The organism is Bradyrhizobium ivorense, from assembly GCF_900696085.1.
Classification (GTDB): domain Bacteria; phylum Pseudomonadota; class Alphaproteobacteria; order Rhizobiales; family Xanthobacteraceae; genus Bradyrhizobium; species Bradyrhizobium ivorense.
Map to the genome: position 1 here is coordinate 1 of NZ_CAADFC020000042.1, position 21,761 is coordinate 21,761.

21 protein-coding genes are annotated in these 21,761 nt (G+C 65.6%); 10 read left to right on the forward strand and 11 right to left on the reverse strand.

Annotated elements, in window-relative coordinates:
- The 4 genes from CI41S_RS42300 to CI41S_RS42320 all read right to left on the reverse strand — a co-directional run.
- On the reverse strand, positions 1-554 hold a 554-nt coding region (locus tag CI41S_RS42300), incomplete at its 3' end, for a transposase (RefSeq protein WP_244626873.1).
- 235 nt (positions 555-789) lie between these two features.
- Positions 790-2,346: an MDR family MFS transporter gene (locus tag CI41S_RS42305; protein ID WP_139864866.1), complete on the reverse strand. Its 1,557-nt coding sequence runs from the start codon at positions 2,344-2,346 to the stop codon at positions 790-792.
- 192 nt (positions 2,347-2,538) lie between these two features.
- Positions 2,539-3,705: an HlyD family secretion protein gene (locus tag CI41S_RS42315; RefSeq protein ID WP_139864868.1), complete on the reverse strand. Its 1,167-nt coding sequence runs from the start codon at positions 3,703-3,705 to the stop codon at positions 2,539-2,541.
- Positions 3,698-4,177 carry a MarR family winged helix-turn-helix transcriptional regulator gene (locus CI41S_RS42320; RefSeq protein ID WP_139487443.1) on the reverse strand — a complete coding sequence of 160 codons (480 nt, stop codon included), beginning with the start codon at positions 4,175-4,177 and terminating at the stop codon, positions 3,698-3,700. Before CI41S_RS42320 ends, CI41S_RS42315 begins: the two co-directional genes overlap by 8 nt.
- Positions 4,178-4,330: 153 nt before the next feature.
- Between CI41S_RS42320 and CI41S_RS42325 the strand changes: the two genes are divergently transcribed.
- From CI41S_RS42325 to CI41S_RS42340, 4 genes are all read left to right on the forward strand, one after another.
- Complete coding sequence (locus CI41S_RS42325; RefSeq protein ID WP_139487442.1) at positions 4,331-4,816, forward strand: Fur family transcriptional regulator; 486 nt, start codon at positions 4,331-4,333, stop codon at positions 4,814-4,816.
- A gap of 156 nt (positions 4,817-4,972) precedes the next feature.
- Positions 4,973-5,929, forward strand: a complete 957-nt coding sequence (locus tag CI41S_RS42330; protein WP_172628413.1) for a DMT family transporter — start codon at positions 4,973-4,975, stop codon at positions 5,927-5,929.
- Positions 5,930-6,040: 111 nt separating this feature from the next.
- Positions 6,041-6,415 (forward strand): nuclear transport factor 2 family protein, encoded by a 375-nt coding sequence (locus tag CI41S_RS42335; protein ID WP_139487441.1) that lies wholly within the window; start codon positions 6,041-6,043, stop codon positions 6,413-6,415.
- Positions 6,416-6,525: 110 nt separating this feature from the next.
- A complete protein-coding gene (locus CI41S_RS42340) occupies positions 6,526-8,133 on the forward strand; it encodes a Na+/H+ antiporter (RefSeq protein ID WP_139864869.1) in 1,608 nt (535 codons plus the stop codon).
- A 286-nt stretch (positions 8,134-8,419) separates the two neighbouring features.
- On the opposite strand, the gene CI41S_RS42345 is transcribed toward CI41S_RS42340, so the two are convergent.
- From CI41S_RS42345 to ispG, 3 genes are all read right to left on the reverse strand, one after another.
- Positions 8,420-9,760 (reverse strand): Rieske 2Fe-2S domain-containing protein, encoded by a 1,341-nt coding sequence (locus tag CI41S_RS42345; protein ID WP_139864870.1) that lies wholly within the window; start codon positions 9,758-9,760, stop codon positions 8,420-8,422.
- 124 nt (positions 9,761-9,884) lie between these two features.
- Positions 9,885-10,778: a TauD/TfdA dioxygenase family protein gene (locus CI41S_RS42350; RefSeq protein WP_139864871.1), complete on the reverse strand. Its 894-nt coding sequence runs from the start codon at positions 10,776-10,778 to the stop codon at positions 9,885-9,887.
- A gap of 137 nt (positions 10,779-10,915) precedes the next feature.
- A complete protein-coding gene (gene ispG, locus CI41S_RS42355; protein WP_139864872.1) occupies positions 10,916-12,205 on the reverse strand; it encodes a flavodoxin-dependent (E)-4-hydroxy-3-methylbut-2-enyl-diphosphate synthase in 1,290 nt (429 codons plus the stop codon).
- A 261-nt stretch (positions 12,206-12,466) separates the two neighbouring features.
- Between ispG and CI41S_RS42360 the strand changes: the two genes are divergently transcribed.
- Positions 12,467-13,342 carry a sulfurtransferase gene (locus tag CI41S_RS42360; RefSeq protein ID WP_139864873.1) on the forward strand — a complete coding sequence of 292 codons (876 nt, stop codon included), beginning with the start codon at positions 12,467-12,469 and terminating at the stop codon, positions 13,340-13,342.
- Positions 13,343-13,359: 17 nt separating this feature from the next.
- Entirely contained in the window at positions 13,360-13,788 is a 429-nt protein-coding gene (locus CI41S_RS42365) for a GFA family protein (RefSeq protein ID WP_139864874.1), read from the forward strand.
- Between the two features lie 517 nt (positions 13,789-14,305).
- Here the strand turns inward: CI41S_RS42365 and CI41S_RS42370 are convergent.
- Entirely contained in the window at positions 14,306-14,989 is a 684-nt protein-coding gene (locus tag CI41S_RS42370) for a DUF1345 domain-containing protein (protein ID WP_139864875.1), read from the reverse strand.
- A gap of 18 nt (positions 14,990-15,007) precedes the next feature.
- Complete coding sequence (locus CI41S_RS42375; RefSeq protein ID WP_139864876.1) at positions 15,008-15,928, reverse strand: polyprenyl synthetase family protein; 921 nt, start codon at positions 15,926-15,928, stop codon at positions 15,008-15,010.
- Positions 15,929-16,112: 184 nt separating this feature from the next.
- Here CI41S_RS42375 and mtgA point away from each other — a divergent pair, with 184 nt between their 5' ends.
- The 3 genes from mtgA (at position 16,113) to CI41S_RS42390 (ending at position 17,900) form a co-directional block, all read left to right on the forward strand.
- On the forward strand, positions 16,113-16,784 hold the full coding sequence (mtgA, locus tag CI41S_RS42380; RefSeq protein ID WP_139864877.1) for a monofunctional biosynthetic peptidoglycan transglycosylase: 672 nt from the start codon (positions 16,113-16,115) through the stop codon (positions 16,782-16,784).
- A 159-nt stretch (positions 16,785-16,943) separates the two neighbouring features.
- Positions 16,944-17,129: a 50S ribosomal protein L32 gene (gene rpmF, locus CI41S_RS42385; RefSeq protein ID WP_044536294.1), complete on the forward strand. Its 186-nt coding sequence runs from the start codon at positions 16,944-16,946 to the stop codon at positions 17,127-17,129.
- Positions 17,130-17,276: 147 nt separating this feature from the next.
- Positions 17,277-17,900, forward strand: a complete 624-nt coding sequence (locus CI41S_RS42390; protein WP_139864878.1) for a hypothetical protein — start codon at positions 17,277-17,279, stop codon at positions 17,898-17,900.
- Between the two features lie 8 nt (positions 17,901-17,908).
- On the opposite strand, the gene CI41S_RS42395 is transcribed toward CI41S_RS42390, so the two are convergent.
- On the reverse strand, positions 17,909-18,193 hold the full coding sequence (locus CI41S_RS42395; protein WP_139864879.1) for a hypothetical protein: 285 nt from the start codon (positions 18,191-18,193) through the stop codon (positions 17,909-17,911).
- A gap of 249 nt (positions 18,194-18,442) precedes the next feature.
- On the opposite strand from CI41S_RS42395, the gene CI41S_RS42400 reads away from it, so the two are divergent.
- A complete protein-coding gene (locus CI41S_RS42400; RefSeq protein ID WP_244626874.1) occupies positions 18,443-20,134 on the forward strand; it encodes a putative bifunctional diguanylate cyclase/phosphodiesterase in 1,692 nt (563 codons plus the stop codon).
- Positions 20,135-20,259: 125 nt separating this feature from the next.
- On the opposite strand, the gene CI41S_RS42405 is transcribed toward CI41S_RS42400, so the two are convergent.
- On the reverse strand, positions 20,260-21,714 hold the full coding sequence (locus tag CI41S_RS42405; RefSeq protein WP_139864881.1) for an acetamidase/formamidase family protein: 1,455 nt from the start codon (positions 21,712-21,714) through the stop codon (positions 20,260-20,262).
- Positions 21,715-21,761 lie beyond the last annotated feature (47 nt).

The window sequence follows — 21,761 nt, forward strand, 5'->3', positions numbered from 1 at the left end:
TGCAGCTTCTTCTTGCGCCGGAACGAACTGGCTCCCGCCGAGGCGCGCACACGCACGCCATCCTGCACCACTTCATCAAGGTCGATCACCCCGGCAACCGAGAGCGAGGCAACGTGCTCCACCAGTAGCTGCTCCAAAAGCTCTGGATGCGCGGTGCGGAACTCCGACAGGCTATGGTAGTTCACGCTGACCCCACCGCACAGCCAGCGATACGCATCATGGCTTTCGCACAGCCGTGCCAGCGCCCGGGCACTGCCGACACCCTGGCTCGTGGCAAACAACCACAACGCCAGTTGCAGGCGTGGGCTGACCGGCGCTTGACCCGGACCATGGGCACGCGCCCGAACGGTCCCTTCAAGCGCGCTCAGATCGAGCCTCTCGACATAGGCCCAGATCACGCGTGCCGGATGCTCAGCCGGCAGCAACGCCTCAAGATCGACCGCCCGCAGCTCAACTTGATCGCGGACAGGCTCGCGAAGCCGGGCGCTTCCCGGCCAGTCCCGCGCAACCGCCTCTGCTTTAGGTAGATCACCAAACAGTGTTTCGCGTGACATCCGTGCCTCCATCGACCTTGAAAGCAGGGAATCATCCGACTCACGCTTACGCAAACAGAAACCCGCCAAATCACATAGATTCACAGCCTCTGAGGTGCGAGCTCTTGCGAGCCTCGAAGGGTCGACGGCCCAGCTATCTCCATGCGGACGCGTCGGGGCCGTGCATCCTTCGAGGCTCGCCGAAGAGGCGAGCACCTCAGGATGACGGGTGGGGCAGGGCGCGCTTGCCGAAAACCTACTCCATCACTGCCGCATGATCCGACGGCGCCTGCTGCGCGCGCAACGCCGCCTTGGTCGAGCCGATCATGATCGCGAGCGGGATCGAGGCCAGGATGAACAGCATTACCAGCTGGTAGTCGTGCGAGAACGCGATGATCTGCGACTGCGCGGCTACCATCTTGTCGGCCATCGCACGGCCGGCGTCGGTGTTGAGGTTGATCATCCTGGAGACGTCGGGCATCTGCAGCGCGTGGTTGAACGGATTGATCTGCTCCGACAGCTTTGCGTAGATCCGCCGCGAGCCTTCGGTGAGCTGCGCGATCACGATCGAGATGCCGACGGAGCTTGCGACGTTGCGCAGCAGTGTCAGCATCGAGGTGCCATCGGTGCGCAGCTGGCCCGGCAGCGTCAGGAACGCCACCGTCGACAGCGGCACGAACACGAGGCCGAAGCCGAAGCCTTGGACCACGCTGACGACGATGATCTCGGGCGCCTGGGTCATGTCGGTCCAGCCGGTCATCTGGAACAGCGAGGCCGCGGTCAGCGCCAGGCCGGCGATGATCAGGGTGCGCGCCTCGATATAGCGCATCATGCGGCCGACCAGCATCATCGCGACGAAGGTGCCGGCGCCGCGGCTCGCCAGCAGCAGGCCCGCGGTGATGATCGGATAGCCGATCACGTTCTGCAGGTAAGGCGAGGACAGCGCCATGGTCGAATACAGCACGAGGCCCATGACGGTCATGAACACGCAGCCGCCGAGGAAATTGCGGTCCTTGAACAGCGCGAACTGGATGAACGGCCGGTCGGTGGTCAGCGAATGGGCGAAGAAGAAATAGGCGCCGACCGTAGCGACGATGAACTCGACCATGATCTCGTTGGATTCCAGCCAGCCGAGCTGCTCGCCGCGGTCGAGCGCAAGCTGCAGCGCGCCGATCGACACCGCGAGCGCACTGAATCCGAACCAGTCGAAGCGCAGATTGTGGTCCTGCTTGGTCTCGTCCATGAAGATGGCGAGGCCAAGCACGGTGATGGCGCCGAACGGCAAATTGACGAAGAACACCCAGTGCCAGGAATAGGTCTCGGTCAGCCAGGCGCCGAGCGAGGGCCCCATGATCGGACCCATCATCACGCCCATGCCCCAGATCGACATCGCCTTGGCGCGCTCATGCAGCGCGTAGGAGTCGAGCATCACGGCCTGCGACAGCGGCACCAGCGCCGCGCCGAACACGCCCTGCAGCAGGCGGAACAGCACCATCTGGTTGATATCCTGCGCCAGCCCGCACAGCACCGAGGCAATGGTGAAGCCGGCCGAGCAGATGATGAAGATGCGCTTCCTGCCATAGCGGTTGGCGATCCAGCCGACCGGCGCGGTCATGATCGCGGCCGCGACGATGTAGGAGGTCAGCACCCAGTTGATCTGGTCCTGCGAGGCCGACAGCGAGCCCTGCATGTAGGGCAGCGCCACGTTGGCGATCGTGGTGTCCAGCGCCTGCATGATGGTCGCCGTCATGGCGCAGATCGTCACCATGTTCCGGCGCAGGCCGGGGACGGCGGATGATGACGATGCGGTCATTCAATTCGGTCCTGTTCAAGCGACGGGAAGCACCTCTCCCGCTTGCTGGGGAGGTCGGCGCGTAGCGCCGGGTGAGGGCTCTTTCCACCCAATGACTCGTTGAGAGGGCCCCCACCCCGACCCTCCCCCGCAAGCGGGAGAGGGAGCGCACTGTCTTCGTGGTCGTCAGTTCGACCCGATCTCATCCCGCCTTTAGTCCTTGTGCGCGGATGCCGGCGCGAGGCCGAGCAGGCCGGCCAGACTGCGGCGGTGGTTGGTGTCGATCGTGGCGTAGACGCTCATGCCGGCCTTCAGCTTCTTCACGAACGGATCGTCCATGTCGAAGTAGATGCGCACCGGCACGCGCTGCACCACCTTGACGAAATTGCCGGTGGCGTTCTGCGGCGGCAGGATCGCGAACTGCGCGCCGGTGCCCGGCGACAGCGAGCCGACCTTGCCTTTGAACACATGGTTCGGGAAGGCGTCGACGTCGAGTGTCACCTCCTGGCCGACCGCGACATAGGTGAAGTCGCTTTCCTTCGGATTGGCGTCGACCCAGGGATGGTCGACGTCGATCACCGAGAACACCGGCGAGCCGGCGGCGACGAAGCGGCCGAGCTGGATCTGGTCGACCTGGGTCGCGACGCCATCCATCGGCGCGCGCAGCACGGTGTGGTCGAGGTTGCGCTGCGCGTCGTCGAGCTTGGCCTTGGCCTGGGCATAGGGCGGGAACCGCTCGATCGGCAGATCGACATCGCCGAGCAGCTGGGTCTTGTCCTTGGAGATCTGCTGCTTGATGTATTGCGCGAGGCTCTCGGCGGTGACCTGCGCATTCGCGGCATTGTCGAGGTCGAGCTGCGATCCGAAGTTCTGCTTGGCCAGCGTCGACTTGCGTTCGACGTCGCGCTTCTTTAGCTCGATGCTCTGCTGGGCGAATTCCAGCATCCGAGCGTTGATCTTGATGTTGTCGACCAGATTGTCATAGGTGGTCCGGGTCTGGTCGAGCGCCGCCTTGGCCTGGTCGACCGCGAGGCGGAACGGCACCGGGTCGATCTCGAACAGCTCATCGCCCTTCTTGACGTGCTGGCCTTCCCTGATGAGGATCTTGTCGATCTTGCCGGAGATTTCCGGCGTGATCATCACCTTCTGCGCACCGACATAGGCGTCGTCGGTGCCGACATAGCGGCCGCCATTGAGATAGAACACGATGCCGCCGATCGCGGCCACCGTCGGCAGCACGACTAGCAGCAGCAGGCGGCGATAGCGCCGCAGGCCCGCCATCAGGCGTCGGCGCGGTTGGCGGCTGGCCTTGCCCGACGGCGCCGATGTCTCCGGGTTGCTCTTCTGCTCCGGCGCCAGTTTGAGGACCGGTTCAGCCATAGCGCTGTTCCTTTCGGGAGGGTTCGCCGGCTGGGGCTTGGATGGCATTGCGAACGTTTTCCTTGATCGATTCCAAATGCGTGAGCAGGCGATGCGACTCGGTGGGGCTGATGCCCTCGAGCGCGGTCGCGGTGAGTTCGGAGCGCAGGCCGGTGAGCTTGCCGAGCAGCGGGCGCGCGGCCTTCTTCAGATAGAGGCGGTTGACGCGGCGGTCGTTCTCGTCGCTGCGGCGCTCGATCCAGCCATTGTCGCAGAGCTTGTCGATCAGCCGCGTCAGCGTGATCGGCTGCATCTCGAGCAGCTCGGCAAGCTCGGTCTGCTTCATGCCCTCGCTGCGCTCGACCTTGGCCAGCACCGCCCATTGCGCGCGGGTGATGCCGTAGCGGGCGGCCTCCTTGTCGGCATAGACGCGGATCAGCCGGAATACCTCGCCGAGCGTAAACAAGAAGTCCGCATCCACCGAACCGCGCATAGGTCCTGCCTCCATAAGCTTGGAATATTATAAGCTTGCTTATGAATTCTGCATGCCAGGTTAACGGAGGGCTGCTCCGCATTTCGCACATGGCTGGCGCGCGCGGCCGGCCGGGCTTTGGGAACCAGCGCAAAAATGCTACACATTGGGCAGATGAGCTTGGCCAAGCCGACATTTCCTTCCCCCGATCATGACCACGGCCGCTGCGCCGCGGATGCGATGGCGCATGCCGAGCAGGTCTGTGCGCGGCGAGGCCAGAAATTCACCCCGATCCGGCGCCAGGTGCTGCAGGCGCTGCTCGCCAGCCACCGCCCGCTCGGCGCCTATGAGGTGATCGACGAACTGGCCAAGTCGATGCCGCGGCCGGCACCGATTACCGTCTACCGTGCGCTCGACTTCCTGATGGAGAACGGCCTCGTCCACCGCATCGAGAGCCGCAACGCCTTCCTCGCCTGCGCCCATGACCACGACGAGACCTCGATGGTCGCGTTCTTGATCTGCGACCATTGCGGCTCGGTCGGCGAGATCCCGGCGGCGCCCGTCGCGCAAAGCCTCACCGCGGCGGCGCGGGCATCGGGCTTCATTCCAAAACTCTCCGTCGTCGAGATCGCCGGCACCTGCGCGCATTGCGCGAAATGAATAGCGGGCAATCCATTTTGCGCTCTCACCCCGTCATTGCGAGCGCAGCGAAGCAATCCATCTATCCGCTTGTTGAGGCATGGATTGCTTCGCAATGACGGCATAAGCGAGACTGAAACACAACAACACGCCGATAAAACCGGCCCGCGAGGAAACATGACGACCCAAGCCATTACCAGCAACGCCGCAAGGCCCGTGACCGCGGGGCACGGGCTGCCGCCGGGCGCCATCGCCGTGATGCTGATGCTCTGCGTGAGCTGGGGGTTCAACCAGCTCGCAGTCAAGCTGGCGCTGCCCGATGTGCCGCCGATGCTGCAGGCGATGATCCGATCCAGCGGTGCGCTGCCGGTGATGCTGATCGTCGGCTGGCTGCGCGGCGTGAAGTTCTTCGAACGTGACGGCTCGCTCGTGCCCGGCATCATCGCCGGTCTGATGTTCGGCCTCGAATTCGTGCTGATCTTCACCGGGCTGGTCTTCACCTCGGCGTCGCGCGCCTCGGTGTTCCTCTACACCGCGCCGTTCTTTGTCGCGCTCGGCTCGCACCAGTTCCTCGGCGAACGGCTGAGCAGTGTGCAATGGAGCGGGCTGGCGCTGAGCTTTGCCGGCGTCGCGCTCGCGATCGGCGTGCCGCAGCCGAACGTCGACGCCAAGGTGCTGCTCGGCGACCTCCTGGTGGTCGGCGGCGGCGCGCTGTGGGCGGCAACCACGCTGGTCGCCAAGGGCACCAATCTGCGCCGGGCCGCGCCGGAAAAGGCGCTCGGCTACCAGGTCGCGATCTCGATTCCGATTCTGGCGCTCGCCGCCTTCATCGCCGGCGAGCGCATCGACCATGCGCCGAGCGCGCTGTCGATCTCGCTGCTCGCCTATCAGGCGGTCTGGGTGGTCGGCTGCACCTTCGTGATCTGGTTTGCGATGGTGAAGACCTATTCGGCCAGCAAGCTGTCGGCCTTCACCTTCGTCACGCCGCTGTTCGGCGTGGTCGCGGCCTATTTCATCATGCACGACACGCTGACGCCGGTGTTCGGCGTCGCGGCGCTCTTGGTGATCGCCGGCCTCTATCTCGTCAACAAGCCCGATCCGAAGGTGACGCCGGACCCGAACGTGCCGGCGTGACGACAATCTGTCCGCCAAGGCCATCGCAATTTTCTTCGCCGGCCATGGTGCAATTCGGCGCTTCATGGCTAAATCCGATGAGAACAAAAACCCTGCCGGGAGGACCACCCCATGAGCCACGATCGATCCAGCGTCGAAAGCGTTGTGCAGACCTATTTCGACGGCCTTTACGAGGGCGACGCCGACAAGCTTGCCGCGGCCTTCCACCCGTCCGCCGATCTGCGCTGGGTCGAGAAGGGCGAGCTCAAGATTCTGACCGTGCCGGACTGGCTCGCCTGGGTGCGCAAGCGGCCATCGGGCAAGGCGGAAGGCAAGGCGCGCGAGGACTTCATCGTCACCATCGACCGCTCCGACGACAACACCGCCTTCATCAAGGTGCGCTGCCAGCTGCCGCCGCGCTATTTCACCGACTATCTGGTGGCGATGAAGCTCGCGGATGGCTGGCAGATCGTCTCGAAATCCTACCGCTACGACCTGCGGGATTGACGGCCGCCCGCCGCGCCCCGCCTCGCGACGGCTTTGTGACACAACTGCGCGGTCCGGCGCCGGCCGGACCGCATTGACTGGCGCTGGTTTCCGGGCGAATTGAGCCCGTTATGGAAGCCAAATTTCAGACCTTTCTCATCCTGCTCGGCGTGCTGGCGGGAACCGCCCTGGTGGCGCGCCGCACCGAGATCGCGCCGGCGATCCTGCTGCTGCTGGTCGGCATCGTGCTGGCCTTCGTGCCCGGCATGCCGTCGCTGGAACTGCCGCCCGAACTGGTGCTGCTGGTGGTGCTGCCGCCGCTGATCTACTCGGCGAGCGTCGCGATGAGCTGGCGCGAGTTCAAGGCCAACCTGCGGCCGATCATCCTGCTGTCGGTCGGCTGCGTCATCTTCACCGCGTTCATGGTCGCGGCCGCGACCCATTATCTGATCGGCCTGCCCTGGGACATCGGCTTCCTGCTTGGCGCCATTGTCGCACCGCCCGACGTGGTCGCGCCGCTGGCGATCGCGCGCAAGCTCGGCATGCCGCGCCGCATCCTGGTGGTGCTCGAAGGCGAGGGCCTCGCCAATGACGCCACCGCGCTGATCCTCTATCGCTTTGCGCTGGCGGCGATCACCACCGGGCTGTTCTCGCTGCCGAAGGCGACCGGCACCTTCCTGGTCATCGTTGCCGGCGAGATCGCGTTCGGCATGGCGGTCGGCTGGCTCAGCCTGCGCGCCCGCCGCCGCGCCAGGGATCCCCAGGTCGAGATCACGCTGTCGCTGATCACGCCCTACCTCGCCTACTGGATCCCGGAGCATTTCGGCGGCTCCGGCGTGATCGCGACCGTGGCCTGCGGGCTCTATATGAGCTGGAACGGACCGCTGCTGATCTCGGCTGCGACGCGCCTGCAGGGCATCTTCTTCTGGGACTTGATCATCTATCTGATCGAGGGCCTGCTGTTCCTGTTGACCGGCTTCCAGATGCGGTCGCTGTTCGAGAGATCGAAGTCGTTCCCGCTGCATGACATTCTCACCGCCACCGTGCTGGTCGCCGTGATCGTGATCGTCGCGCGCTTCCTCTGGGTGTTTCCCGGCACCTATCTGCCGCGCTGGATCAGCCGCGGGATGCGCGAGAAGGATCCGCTGCCGTCGTGGCGGGCGGTGTTCGTGGTCGCCTTCACCGGCGTGCGCGGCGCGGTGTCGCTCGCGGCCGCGCTGGCGCTGCCGCTGACATTGCCGAGCGGCGATGCCTTCCCCTATCGCGACCTGATCCTGTTCGTTGCTTTCGGCGTGATCTTCGTGACGCTGGTCGGGCTGGGCCTCGGCCTGCCGGCGGTGGTGCGCTGGCTCGGTCTCGCGCAGGACGGCCGCAACGAGCATATCGCCGAGCACGAGCAGGAGATCGCGGCGCGGCGCGAGGCGCTCAACGCGGCGCTGAAATCGCTCGACGATATCACCGACGACCGCGAGCTGTCCGACGAGGTCGTCAAGCTGCTGCGCTCGCGCCACGAGATCCGCTTCAACCAGCTGCCCGACGCGCTCGATCCCGACCGGCACGACGCCTCCGCGACGGGCACCGCGCTGACCCGCGAACTGATCGCCTCGGAACGCAAGTTCATCCACACACTGCTGCGCGACGGCAAGATCACCGACGAAACCCGGCGCCGCATCGAGCGCGATCTCGATCTGGAGGAGGCGAGCCTCTCCAACCGCGAGTATCGCAGGATTCCGCTGTAGCCCCGCTCTCTCGCACGTCGTCCCGGCCTAGTGCGCAATTGCGCACGGGGGCCGGGACGACATGGTGAATGATTCTGCGTCCCCACCCACACTGTCATCGCCCGGCCTGTGCGCAATTGCGCACATGGACCGGGCGATCCAGTACGCCGCGGCCTCTCGGTTCAATCACCGCTGTCTCTGGAATACTGGATCACCCGCCTTCGCGGGTGATGACACCGGCGTTGTTGGTAGACGATGCGAAACCATACTCTCGGTCGTCCCGGCCTTCGCGGGACGACGGCGGTGATTACTCCGCCGCCGCGTTCTGCCCCGGACCGCCGACGAACCCCGCGGGATCGCCGAACCGCTCGATCATCACGGCCGTCAGATCCTTGGTCCTGCTGGTGACGCAGGCGCCGGAGCGCACCGTGTAGCGGTCCTGATGTCCGGCGTGCGGCGGCGCCTCGCCCTGCTGCAGCGCGCGGGCGGCATCCATCACCAGCTTGCGGAAATGCATGATGCCGAGATCGGTCGGGCCGAGATGCTCGCGGGTGCGGTCGGCGATCGGACCCTGGCTGTCCTGCACCGCGGCGTCCTGCTCGGAGACGCCCTTGATGCCGGTGTAGCTCCTGGTCCGCTGCAGCTTGCGGTCGATCAGATAGTCGTTCGCCTTGTTGCGCAGCGGCACGTAGTTCTCGTCGACCACGGCCATCACGCCGTTGCCGTTGCGATAGCCCTCGCGCTCCGCCTCGCTTAGCGGGCGATGCGGATTCCAGGCATAAGTGTAGATCCAGCAATTGGTGTCGGTGACCGGCACGAAAGTCTGGCCGAAGATGTTTTCGCCCGGCATCGAGCTCGGCGCGTAGGAATGGAACGGCATCAGGAACTGGGCGATGCGCCAGTAGATGTTGTCGCTGCCGGTGAGCCGGCCGCCGGCGATCGTGAGCCCGGCCTCGTGCGGATTGATCTTGATCACCGGACGCGGGTCCTCGGCGATCCAGCGCATGTGATCGGTCGCGACCCGGGTCAGTGGGTTCACAAAATGCTTCTTGATGTCGAGGATCTCGTTCTCCTCCTTCTCGAAGGAGAGATGCGCGAAGGTGAAATGCGCGGTGTCGATCGAGCCTTCCACGGCCTGCACCCAGTTGCAGTCTTGCCATTTCTTGGTGACGAAGCGGTGCGAGGCCGGCAGCAGCGCCATCTCCAGCGCCGGCAATTCCGGCATCGCCTCGGGAGGGCCCATATAGGCCCAGATCACGTCGCCCCATTCGCGCACCGGATAGGAGTTGATGCGGATCAGGTCCTTGGCGTTGAGGTCCGGATACGACGTCGGCATATCGACGCAGCGGCCGTCGGTGTCGAACTTCCAGCCGTGATAGACGCAGCGGATGCCGCATTCCTCATTGCGGCCGAACCAGAGATTGGCGCCGCGATGCGGGCAGTATTGATCGATCACGCCGACCACGCCGCGTGAGTCGCGGAAGGCGAGCAGCTCCTCGCCCATCACCACGATCTTCTTCGGGTCGCTGTCCGGCTCGGGGAGTTCTTCGGACAGCAGCACCGGGATCCAGAACCGGCGCAGCAGCTCGCCCATGCCCGTTCCGGCACCGGACTCGGTGAGGAACTTGTTGTCTTCGGCGCGAAGCATGAACGACCTCCCGATGTATTCTTGGTATTTCGTAGGGTGGGTTAGCCGAAGGCGTAACCCACCAGCAGTCGTGTGATCGGCGGAGATGGCGGGTTACGCTTCGCTAACCCACCCTACGCAGTCACTACACCGGCCGCTCGCCCTTCACCGTCACGCGCGTGCCCGATCGCGTGTGCGGCCAGTAGTCCCACATCGCGCGGTGCTGGGCGCAGCGGTTGTCCCAGAACGCGATCGCGTTCTCGGTCCAGCGGAAACGGCACTGGAACAGCGGGTTCTCGGCATGCTGGTAGAGATAGGCCAGCATCGCATCGCTCTCGTCGCGCGGGACGCCGATGATGAAGCGGGTGAAGCCGCGGTTGACATAGAGCGCCTTCTTGCCGGTCACCGGATGGGTGCGCACGACCGGATGCTCGGCGCGGGGATATTCGCGCTTGTCGGCGACGCCGTAGTTTGAGTACAGGCCACGATAAGTCTGCTCGCCGTCATGCAGCGCGGTGAGACCGTCGAGATAGGCCTTCATGCGGTCCGACAGCGCCTCATAGGCGGCGTACATGTTGGCGAACAGCGTGTCGCCGCCGCGCGGCGGGCACTGCTTGATGTAGAGGATCGAACCCATCGGCGGCTCGAGGTCGCAGGACACGTCGGTGTGCCAGCCCTCGCCATTGGCGCGCGGCGAATCCTTGTCGGCATAGATCTTCATCAGCGCCGGATCGCCCTCGTTGGGCGCGGCCGGATGCACATGCAGCTCGCCGAACTTGCGGCCGAAAGCGAGGTGCTGCTGCGGGGTGATGTGCTGGTCGCGGAAGAAGATGACGAGGTTTTCGGCAAGCGCGCGGTGGATCTCGTCCATCTGCCGGTTGGACCGCGCCTCGTCGTCGATGAGCTTTGCGATATCGACGCCAAAGATCTCCGCGCCGATGATCGGCGTCAGTTTCTCGACCCCGATGGTCTCATAGGGGTCGGTGGAGTCGGCGGTGTGCCGATAGCGCGGGCCCTGCTTGCCGGACAGTGAGCTCATGGCGGTCTCCCGATCGTTCTTGATTAGGAGACATCGTAGCCCGGATGGAGCGAAGCGCAATCCGGGGATCGCCGATGCATGGCAGCGCTGTCCCGGATTTCGCTACCGCTCCATCCGGGCTACCGAGCGGAGTGAAATTACTCCGCCGCGCCCGCGGTCTCCGGCAGCTTGGCGCCGTTGCCGTAGCGCTGGTCGATGTAGTCGATCACCAGCGCCTTGAAATCGGCGGCGATGCCGGGGCCGCGCAGGGTGCGGAATTTCTTGCCGTCGACGAACACGGGCGCGGCCGGCGCTTCGCCGGTGCCGGGCAGCGAGATGCCGATATTGGCGTGCTTGGATTCGCCCGGGCCGTTGACGATGCAGCCCATCACAGCGACGTTAAGCTGCTCGACGCCCGGATATTTCGTCTTCCAGGTCGGCATCTCGTCGCGGATGAAATCCTGGATCGAGCGCGCCAACTCCTGGAACGTGGTCGAGGTGGTGCGGCCGCAGCCCGGGCAAGCCGCAACCAGCGGCACGAAGGTGCGGAAGCCCATGGTCTGCAGCAATTCCTGCGCGACCTGCACCTCCAGCGTGCGATCGCCGCCGGGCTCCGGCGTCAGCGAGATGCGGATGGTGTCGCCGATGCCCTGCTGCAAGAGGATGCCGAGCGCGGCGGAGGAGGCGACGATGCCCTTCGAGCCCATGCCGGCCTCGGTGAGGCCGAGATGGATCGCGTAATCCGAGCGGCGCACGACCTCCTGATAGACCGCAATCAGGTCCTGCACGGCGGACACCTTCGCCGACAGGATGATCCTGTTCTTGGGCATGCCGAGCTCTTGGGCGCGCGCGGCCGAGAGCAGCGCCGACTGCACCATCGCCTCGCGCGTCACCGCACGGGCGTCGCGCGGGTTCGGCGAGGCCGTGTTCTCGTCCATCAGCTTGGTCAGGAGTTCCTGGTCGAGCGAGCCCCAATTGGCGCCGATGCGCACCGGCTTGTCGTTCTTGTTGGCGATCTCGATGATGTCGGCGAACTGGGTGTCACGCTTGTTCTTGAAGCCGACATTGCCGGGATTGATGCGGTACTTGTCGAGCGCCTCGGCACAATCAGGATACTCGGCGAGCAGCTTGTGGCCGATATAGTGGAAGTCGCCGATCAGGGGCGTGGTGATGCCCATCTTGCGCAGGCCGTCGCGGATGTGCGGCACCGCGGCCGCGGCCTCCTCGCGGTCGACGGTGATGCGCACCATCTCGGAGCCGGCGCGGGAGAGCGCCGCGACCTGGGCGATGGTGCCCTTGATATCGGCGGTGTCGGTGTTGGTCATCGACTGCACGACGATCGGCGCGCCGCCGCCGACGGCAACGTTGCCGACCATGACCTGCGTGGTTTGGTGCCGCGGCTGCGGGCCTGCGATGTCGTCTTGCGGCAAAATCTCGGGCTTGTTCATGGCGTCTCGAATATCAGGTTTTGGTGAGGTTCACCAAGGGGGCGATGGGCCCTGAGCGAAGGCGGGCCGAGCGGTCATGTTCCGGTGTGAATTCAACAGCTTATGCCGCCGATTGGTGCCGAAGGCAAGCCATGCAGCGGCGTCCTGCATGCCCAGCTATATTGGACCGGATTTCGCTGATTCAAAGGGCAAAATCGCAGCTTTTCATGTGATCTGGGGCACCTTAGCATCGCTCTCGAGATCATTCCGGGAGGGCGTGACATGGCTGCGCACAACGAGCTGATCACCACGGCGGAACTCGCGGACATCCTCACCCGGCCGGAACTGCGGCTGTTCGACTGCACCACCTATCTGGAGCCGGTGCCGCCCGGCAGCAGCGTTCCCTACATCGCGGTGTCGGGACGCCAGACCTTCGAGGCGGGCCATATCCCCGGCGCGAATTTCCTCGATTTGCAGGGCGAGTTCTCCGATCCGAACACCGAGCTGCGCTTCATGATGCCCGGCACGGCGAGGCTCGAGGCCGCGTTCGGCCGCCACGGCATCTCGGCGACCAGCCGTGTGGTGCTCTATTCCATCGGAACGCCGATGTGGGCGACGCGCTTCTGGTGGATGCTGCGTTCGCTGGGCTTCGAGGGCGCCGCGGTGCTCGACGGCGGCATCGACAAATGGACCGCCGAGGGACGCGACATCGAGACCGGCCTCGCCGGCGGTTATCCGCCCGCGACCTTCACCGCGCGGCCGAGGAACGGGCTGTTCGTCAACAAGCACGACGTGCTCGCCGCAACCGCCGAAGGCAACACCGTGATCGTCAATGCACTCGGCCCGCAATTCCACAAGGGGCTGGAGCCGAGCCGCTATGGCCGTCCCGGCCGCGTGCCCGGCAGCGTCAGCGTGCCGGCGGCCACTATGATCGATCCCAAGAGCAAGGCCTTCGTGCCGCTCGCGGACGCCGAGGCGACCTTCGCCGCGCAGGGCATCGACCGCAGCAAACGCGTCGTCGCCTATTGCGGCGGCGGCATCTCGGCGACGATCGATTTGTTCCAGCTGCACCGGCTTGGCTACGACAACCTCACGCTCTATGACGGCTCGATGGGCGAGTGGGCCAAGGACACGTCGCTGCCGATCGAGACTGGCTAGCGGGACGAACCGAAGACATGTCTGCAACACCGAGCGTCCGCATCGTTGCCGGCGCGTGCTACTGCCGGGCCGTGCGCTACGAAGTCGCCGACGCCTTCGACTATGCGCTGAATTGCCATTGCTCGAACTGCCGGCGTACCACGGGTTCGGCCTTCAAGCCGTTCGCGGGAATCGCGCGCGAAAAGCTCAACGTCATCGGCGGCGCCGACGATCTCATGATCTATGGCGACGCCGCCGCCCACAACGCGCATTGCCGCCATTGCGGCTCGCTGCTCTATTCCGTGGTCCGCGACGGCGCCTTCGTTCATGTCGCGATGGGGACCTTGTGCGATGCGCCGGCGATCCGGCCGAGCGCGCATATCTTCGTCGGCTCCAAGGCGCCCTGGCACACGATCACCGACGACCTGCCGCAATACCAGGAGCATGTGACGCGCAGCGCGGAATAACTCCGCGCCGCCGCCGCTCTCGTGCTCCGGGGCTGGCTGTCCGTCGGGGAGATGGAACCGCGGACGGCCAGCATGCGAACCGGCGGCCAATCTCCCCGACTAATGATGGCGGCGGCAGCGGCCAGGTCATGTGCGATGCCTATACATGCCGTCCGGTGCGGCGCGGCTGTCACCTCGAAAATCGCAGCGGCGGCCCCGGCCTCGGCGTCGGCAATGTCGAGGTCTGCAACTAGCGCGTCGCTGCCGGAGATGGGGCATAGCGCGCACTATGCCAGTCCCGTCGTCCTGAGGTGCGAGCCTCTTCGGCGAGCCTCGAAGGATGCACGGCCGGGCTGGTGGCCGATTCATCCTTCGAGGCTCGCAAGGGCTCGCACCTCAGGATGACGGGTTTGACAGGGTCTAGATAGGGCGGCCACACCGCGCGCGTCGCGAGTTGATCGGCAGTCTGTTCGGGTTGCAGATCACGGATCGGCAGCCGCCGAGCAATGCACATCCTTGCTGGAGTGGCTTGCGGGACCTAAATCGCGCTCGCCGCGATGTTCACCATCAACGCCAGCAGCGCGGTGTTGAAGACAAACGAGATGATGCCGTGCACGGTCGCGGTGCGGCGGATGATCCTGTCGGTGATGCCGACGTCGGAGACCTGCGCGGTCATCCCGATCACGAACGAGAAATACACGAAGTCCCAATAGTCGGCGTCGGCATGCTGCCCATCGCTACCGGGGAATTGCAGGCCGCCGGGCGTCATGCCGCGGTAGAAGTCATGGGCGTAGTGCAGCGCGAATGCGGTGTGCACCACCGCCCAGGACAGCGCGATGGTGACGACCGCAATGCTGAGCGCAGCCGCATTTCCCTTCGCGGCGCCGAGCTCCGACACGATCGCCGCGAGGCTTGCGAATGCGCCGAGCGCCGTGAGCAACAGGATCAGGAAGCGGCCGTCGTCCTGCACGATCGCGCGGCGCTTGATGTGGCCGCTATCACAGCGCAGCATCATCACATAGGCGAGCACGAGGTAGAGCGCCGCGAACACGTCCCAGCCGGCGAGCAGAGGCGTGACCATGCGATGCTGGCCCGGCACCAGCACGGCCACCAGGATGCCGAAGGCGATCGAGACGAACATGCGCGGCCGGCCCACGACGACGCGGACCGGCATCGGCAGCTTGCGGAAACGAACAAGGCGGTCGCTAAAATCCTTGTCCATCGGCCGCCGGGGTCCGCGCTAGTTCTTGCGTTCGGCGACGAAGCGGGCGGCGGCGCGCAGCACATCGCCTCTGGTGCCGAACACCGACAGCGCGGCGTCGGCGCGCGCCAAGAGGTCGCGCACGCGCTGCTTGGCGCCGTCGATGCCGAGCTGGGTGACGAAGGTGGTCTTGCCGAGTGCGGCATCGGCGCCGGCCGGCTTGCCGAGCGCGGCGGCATCGCCCTCGACATCGAGCAGGTCGTCGGCGATCTGGAAGGCTTCGCCGAGCGCTTTGCCGTAGTCGTCGAGCGCCTGGTACTCGTTTTGCGAGGACTGGCCGAGGATTGCGCCTGCAATGCAGCCGAAGCGCAGCAGCGCGCCGGTCTTCATCTGCTGCAGGCGGGCGACGTCGACCGGCTCGCGGTCGCCGAAGCGGCCTTCGCCGGCGAGGTCGAGGATCTGGCCGCCGGCCATGCCGCCGATGCCGGAGGCGCGCGCCAGCGCGCGGGTTAGGAGCAGGCGGACATTGGCGTCCTTGTGGATCGCGTCGCGGGTGATGATGTCGAAGGCGATCGTCAGCAGCGCGTCGCCGGCGAGGATCGCGGTGGCGTCGTCATAGGCCTTGTGCAGGGTCGGACGTCCGCGGCGCAGGTCGGAATTGTCCATCGCCGGCAGATCGTCATGGATCAGCGAATAGCAGTGGATGCATTCCAGCGCCGCACCGGCCAGCAGCGCGGCCTCGCGCGGCACGCCGAACACCGCCGCGCTCTCCACCACCAGGAACGGCCGCAGCCGCTTGCCGCCGCCGAGGCTGGAATAGCGCATGGCCTCGATCAGCCGCTTCGGGCGCACGATTTCGTCGCTCTCGGTCGCATCCGACAGCAGTCTGGCGAGCAGGGCTTCGGTATCCTCCGCGGTCTGGTCCAGCCGCTTGGAAAACTCTGCAGTACCGGTCGTCATTAAGAATTGCTCCAGATCGATTTTCGGGCCGGACAATCGTTGATGACACCGGCTTCGTCAATTCCACCCTGCGACCGATTGCGCCTTAAAAGTGCTGGAAAAACCGTGAATTATCACACAGACGTCAGGTGGTGCCGGCCGTGTTCTGGCGGGCGGGCCGGATGTCCTCGCCGGAAGCCTCGTTTTGCGCATCATCCGAATTTTGTTGCTGATTTTGCTGGCCCTGCTGGTGCTGCCCTATCTGGTGACGCCGTTCTATCGCACCGGCCACCCGATCTCGGCGCTGATGGCATGGCGGAGCCTGACCGGCGCCCCGATGATCCGGCATTGGATCGATTTCGGCGCAATATCGGCTTCGCTGCCGCGTTCCGTGGTCGGGGCGGAGGACGCCAAATTCTGCAGCCATCGCGGCATTGATTGGGGCGCGCTGCGCGAGGTCATGAACGACGCCGAGGATGGCGAGGTGGCGCGCGGCGGCTCGACCATCACCCAGCAGGTCGCCAAGAACCTGTTCCTGTGGCCGGGCCGCAGCGTGATCCGTAAGGGCCTGGAGCTGCCGCTGGCGCTGTGGATCGATTTCGTGCTGCCCAAGCAGCGGATCCTGGAAATCTACCTCAACATCGCTGAAATGGGTCCATCCGGCCAGTTTGGCGCCGAAGCCGCCGCCCAATATGCCTTCGGCCGGTCCGCCGCCGCGCTGTCGCCGCGCGAGGCAGCGCTTTTGGCCGCAACCCTGCCGAATCCCGTCAAAAGGAGCGCCCGGAACCCGGGCCCGGGGGTGCGGCGTCTGTCCGGGACCTATATGGCCCGGGCCACCGCCGTCGAGCGCTGCTGGCGCGAAAATCGCGGCACTTAAAGGCGATTTCGGGCGCTTTTTGCTGTATCCGGCCCTAGCTTTACGCTGGTCCTTCCTCTATAAGCGCGGCCTTACCGGCATCGCAGCTTGCGCGCTCAAAGCGCTGAGCCCGTCCGCATTTCGGACGATGCCTCCGCAACACCCCTAGAGGACACCGTCATGGCCGTTCCCAGAAGAAAAACCTCGCCGTCGCGCCGTGGCATGCGCCGTTCGGCCGATGCGCTCAAGACCCCGACCTATGTCGAGGACAAGGACTCCGGCGAACTGCGCCGGCCGCACCACCTCGACCTGAAGACCGGCATGTACAAGGGCCGCCAGGTCCTGAAGGCCAAGAAAGAGTCCTGATCGGACCTTCAGTCTGCGCGCCGCGAATCCGCGGCGTCGCGCCTGAATTCGGCCAACGAAATGCGGTCAAGACGGGCGCGTCCCAGCGGTGAAGCAAGACAGCATTCGCCGCCTTGCCGGTTCTCCCTGAAATAAGGCGCAAGCCCGATGGTCGGTTTTCCGCTGCTGCTGGTTCCGCTCGCGGTCTACAACATCATCGTCTTCCTGATGCCCGGCGTCTCCTTCACGGATCCGCTGATCACGCTGACCTTAATGTCGGGCGCGGCCTGGCCGGTGACGCTGAGCGACGGGCTGCTGGCGCTTGGCCTGTTCTTCCTGATGCTCGAGGTCATCAAGGGCGCGCGCCCCGGAGCGAAATATCTCACCGATCATCTGCTGTCGCTGATCGTGTTCGGCGCGGCGGCGGCCGAATTCCTGCTCTGGCCGAAATTCGGCAACTCGACCTACTGCCTGCTGACGCTGTTTGCGCTGGTCGACTTCATCTCCGGGATCGCGCTGCATACGCGCCGTCGCGCGCTGGCGCCGGCGGCACCGAGCGCGCGCGCCGGCAAGGCGCAGCCGGTGCCGGCCGAGCCGCCGCATCCCGAGCCTGCGCCGGCCCCCGTGGCAGCGCCTGCGCCCGCTGCACCGCCGCCGGCGGCTGCACCGGTGCCGCCCGCAACGTCGGTGGCGGAATCCGTGCTGCTCGATCACGCAGCGCCCAAGCCCGCGGTCGCTTCGCCGGAGCTGCAGCCGGGCGGCCAGCCGCCGTCGGACCCGCCGCAGCGCTAAATCCTGTTCTAGATGATCTGCCGGGTGCGCCGCGCGACGCTGCGGCGTTCGCTAAGGTGCGGGCCGTAGGCGCTCTGCGCGTCGGCCAATGACCCACGCCGCGCCCCGCGGGTCTGCGGTTCGTGTGCTGCGGTCGCAATCAGATGCGCGACGAAGGACGGGCTGGCATGGGGCAGCGGAATCTTCGGCGCCCATTGGGTGGTGGCGGTCAGCGGCACCAGCGCGGTGCCGGTCGTTACAGGACCGCCTGCAACGTCGTCGTCCAGCATTTCCCACTGATCAATATCGAGCATCGCAAGCAAGACCTGACTAACAAGACTTGACTAACAAGACTTGGCTGAACCGTCACGTTTTGGGACGTTGCGTCCCTCTGCAACCTCCTCTGGCAAGGGTCATGCCCGAGCTGCCCGATCCGTTCCCCGACACCGCCAAACGTGGTTTCCAGATTATTTATCAACTTCACCTAGCGTCGGATTCGCTCGAACCACTATGTTCAGGATGTAGAATCACCTGAGGTGATGTCCCGAATCGAGGCAAGCTTGATGCCCCCTGTCCCGCCAGCCGCCAGCATCCTCGCCTCGCTTGGCCAGGCCACATTCGCCTGGGACCTTGCGACGGATGCGATTGCCTGGAGCGACAACGTGGCGGCGGTCTTCCCCGACATTCCCGAGGCGGCGCTGGCCTCCGGCGCCGAGCTCGCGGCGCTGATCGAACCGCAGCGCGGCATTCGCCGCGAGGCGCTCGGCCAGGGCGCGCCGGTGCGCAGCGGCGAGGGCGTCGGTTACCGGATCGAGTATGGCGTGCGCGCCGTCACCTCGGCGCCGGTGATCTGGATCGAGGAAACCGGCTGCTGGTTCGCCGGCCCCGACGGCCGCCCGGCGCGCGCCGAAGGCATCGTCCGCGTCAACAACGAGCGCCACGCCCGCGACGAGCAACTGCTGAAACTGTCGCGGCACGATCCGCTGACCAACGAGCTCAACCGCACCCATCTGATCGCCTCGCTCGCCGAGGCGATCGAGGAGTGCGCGCGCTTTCGCACCTCTTGCGCGTTCATGCTGATCGGCCTCGATCATCTGGCACGGGTCAATGACGCGTTCGGCTTCGACGTCGCCGACGGCGTCATCGCCGAAATCGCCAAGCGGATCCGCGCGCGGCTGCGCAGTGGCGACATGCTGGGCCGCTTCTCCGGCAACAAGTTCGGCCTGATCCTGCGCAACTGCACCGTCGACGACACCAACGTCGCGGCCGAGCGTTTCCTCGCCGCGGTGCGCGATGAGGTGGTGCCGACCAAGTCCGGTCCGGTATCGGTGAGCGTGTCGATCGGCGCCGTCACCATCCCGCGCCATGCGCGCTCAGCCGAGGAAGCGATCAACCGCGCCCAGGAGACGCTGGATGCCGCCAAGCATCGCCGTGCCGGATCGTTCGCGCTGTGGAAGCCGAATGTCGAGCGCGACGCCCAGCGCCGCGTCAATATCCGCGTCACCGACGAGATCGTCACCGCGCTGAACGAGCGGCGCATCGTGATCGGGTTCGAGCCGGTGGTCGAGGCGCGTTCGCGGCAGCCTGCGTTCTACGAGTGCCTGGTCCGCATGGAGCAGGACGACGGCCGCGCGCTGCTGGCGCCGGACATCGTGCCGGTCGCCGAGCGGCTCGGCCTGATCCGGCTGGTCGATCACCGCGTGCTGGAACTGGCCATCGCCGAGCTCGCCGCCGCGCCACAGGTGCAGCTCAGCCTCAACATCTCGCCGGACACCACGATGGATCCGGATTGGTGGACCACGATCGAATCGCTGATGCGGGCGCATCCCGGCGTCGGCGAGCGGCTGATCGTCGAGATCACCGAGACGGTCGCGATCCAGGACATCGACGACGTCCGCGGCTTCGTCACCCGCCTGAAGAATTTCGGCAGCCGGATCGCGATCGACGATTTCGGCGCCGGCTACACCTCGTTCCGCAACCTGCGCAAGCTCGGCGTCGATATCGTCAAGATCGACGGCGCCTTCGTGCAGAACATCGTGCGCTCGGCCGACGACCGCGCCTTCGTACAGACGCTGATCGATCTCGCCCGCCGCCTCGAGATCAAGACGGTCGCCGAATGGGTGCAGGACGAAGAGGCCGCCGTGATGCTGCGCGAATGGGGCTGCGACTTCATCCAGGGCCGCCTGATCGGCCTCGCCTCGCCGGACCGGCCATGGAGCGCGTCGGCCGAGAAGACGGTGCCGGCCGCGGGATAAGCGCGCAATCGCCAGCCACCAACGGTGTCGTCCCGGCGCAGGCCGGGACGACGATGCGGTGACGTGAGGTGCCCGGGCCCGAAGCGCGATGGCGGACTGATCTCACCGCGCTCCAGCCGTTTCCTTCAACTCTCGCCGCCGGCAAAAATGTCCTTGCGGATCACGGCATGGACGCCCCAATTGCCGTCCACCACCTGGGTCACGCCGAAGTCGACGCCGAGCGAGATCAGCGAGATCGCCTCATCCTCGGTCAGCTTCTTCGTCGTCATCAGGAATTTGCGCATCTTGCGGAACGCATCGCGCAGGGCGAGGTCGACCGACGACTTGTTGTAGATCTCCGACTGCGCCTTGGGCCCGAGCTCGCTCAAATAGTTGGCGAAGCTGAAGCCGTGCACCAGCCATTCGTCCTTGGTCTCCAGCATCGGGTAGTCGAGCGCTTCGAGCGCGGTGCCGGCGAGGTCCGCCTTCTTGTGCAGGATCACCTGGAAGGTGCCGTTGAGCGAGCATTCGATCGCGGTACCGCACAGCTCGGAATCGCCCTGCGAGGCATGGGAATCGCCGACCGACAGCAGGCCGCCCTCGACCGCGACCGGGTAGTACATCGTGGCGCCCTTGCCGATGCGCCAATTGTCGATGTTGCCGCCGGTATAGCTCGGCGGAATGGAGTCGACGAAATCGGCCTCCTTGGGCGTGAGCCCGATCACGCCGAAATGCGGCCGCACCGGGATCCGCACATTCTTCAGGATGCCGTGGTTTTCCTTGACCGTCGAATGGTCGACCGGGACGCCCGGGTAGTCGATGGTCTTGTGCACCACGCCTGACGGATCGGTCTGCGGCGTCCAGGTGAAGTTGTAGACGGCGCGCGCCCAGTTGCGCTCGCCGGTGGCGTCGACCTCGTAGATGGTGACGACCTCGCGCGGCTTCGGCTCGGTGATCAGGTCCTTGTAGTGGAAGCCCCACCATGCGGCGGCGTTGCTGCCGAACGCCTTGCCCGGATATTTCGGGTTGGCGCAGGGCCGCGGCGCGACGTCGATAATGCGCAGCTCGATCACGTCGCCTTCCTCGGCGCCGCGCACATAGACCGGGCCGGTACAGATGTGCACGCCGAGACCTTCGCCGGGGCCGCGTCCGAACAGCGACGCATCCATCGGACCGGCGCCACGCCGGTTCACGCCCTTCTTCTCCTTGGTCCAGAGATACACGCTCTCGACGCCGGGATCGCCCGTGACCATGCGCTCGGCATCGTCATTGGCATGGTGCGTGAGCGCCTCGATTGTAATGAAGTCGCCGGAATTGATCTCGACCCTGGGCTTCAGCGTCTTGCTGAAATAGCCCCAATGCACGGTGTCGGCATTCGCCGGCAGATGGTGATAGGAGCGCTGGGCGGGCTGATGCTTCTCCGCAGCCGCCGCCATTTTTGGCGTCACCAGCGAGATGCCGCCGGCCGTCATCGCCGCGGCGCCGCCGGCCGCCGCGAAGCTCGACCGCAGGAAGGAGCGCCGCTCGCGGTCGAGCGTCTCCTTGAACTGTCGATGATGCAATTCGAAATCCGGGCAGTTCTTGTCGTCGCCTGCGCACATCGTCGCTCTCCTCCTGGCTCAAAGGCGATCCAAGAGTGCATGGCGCC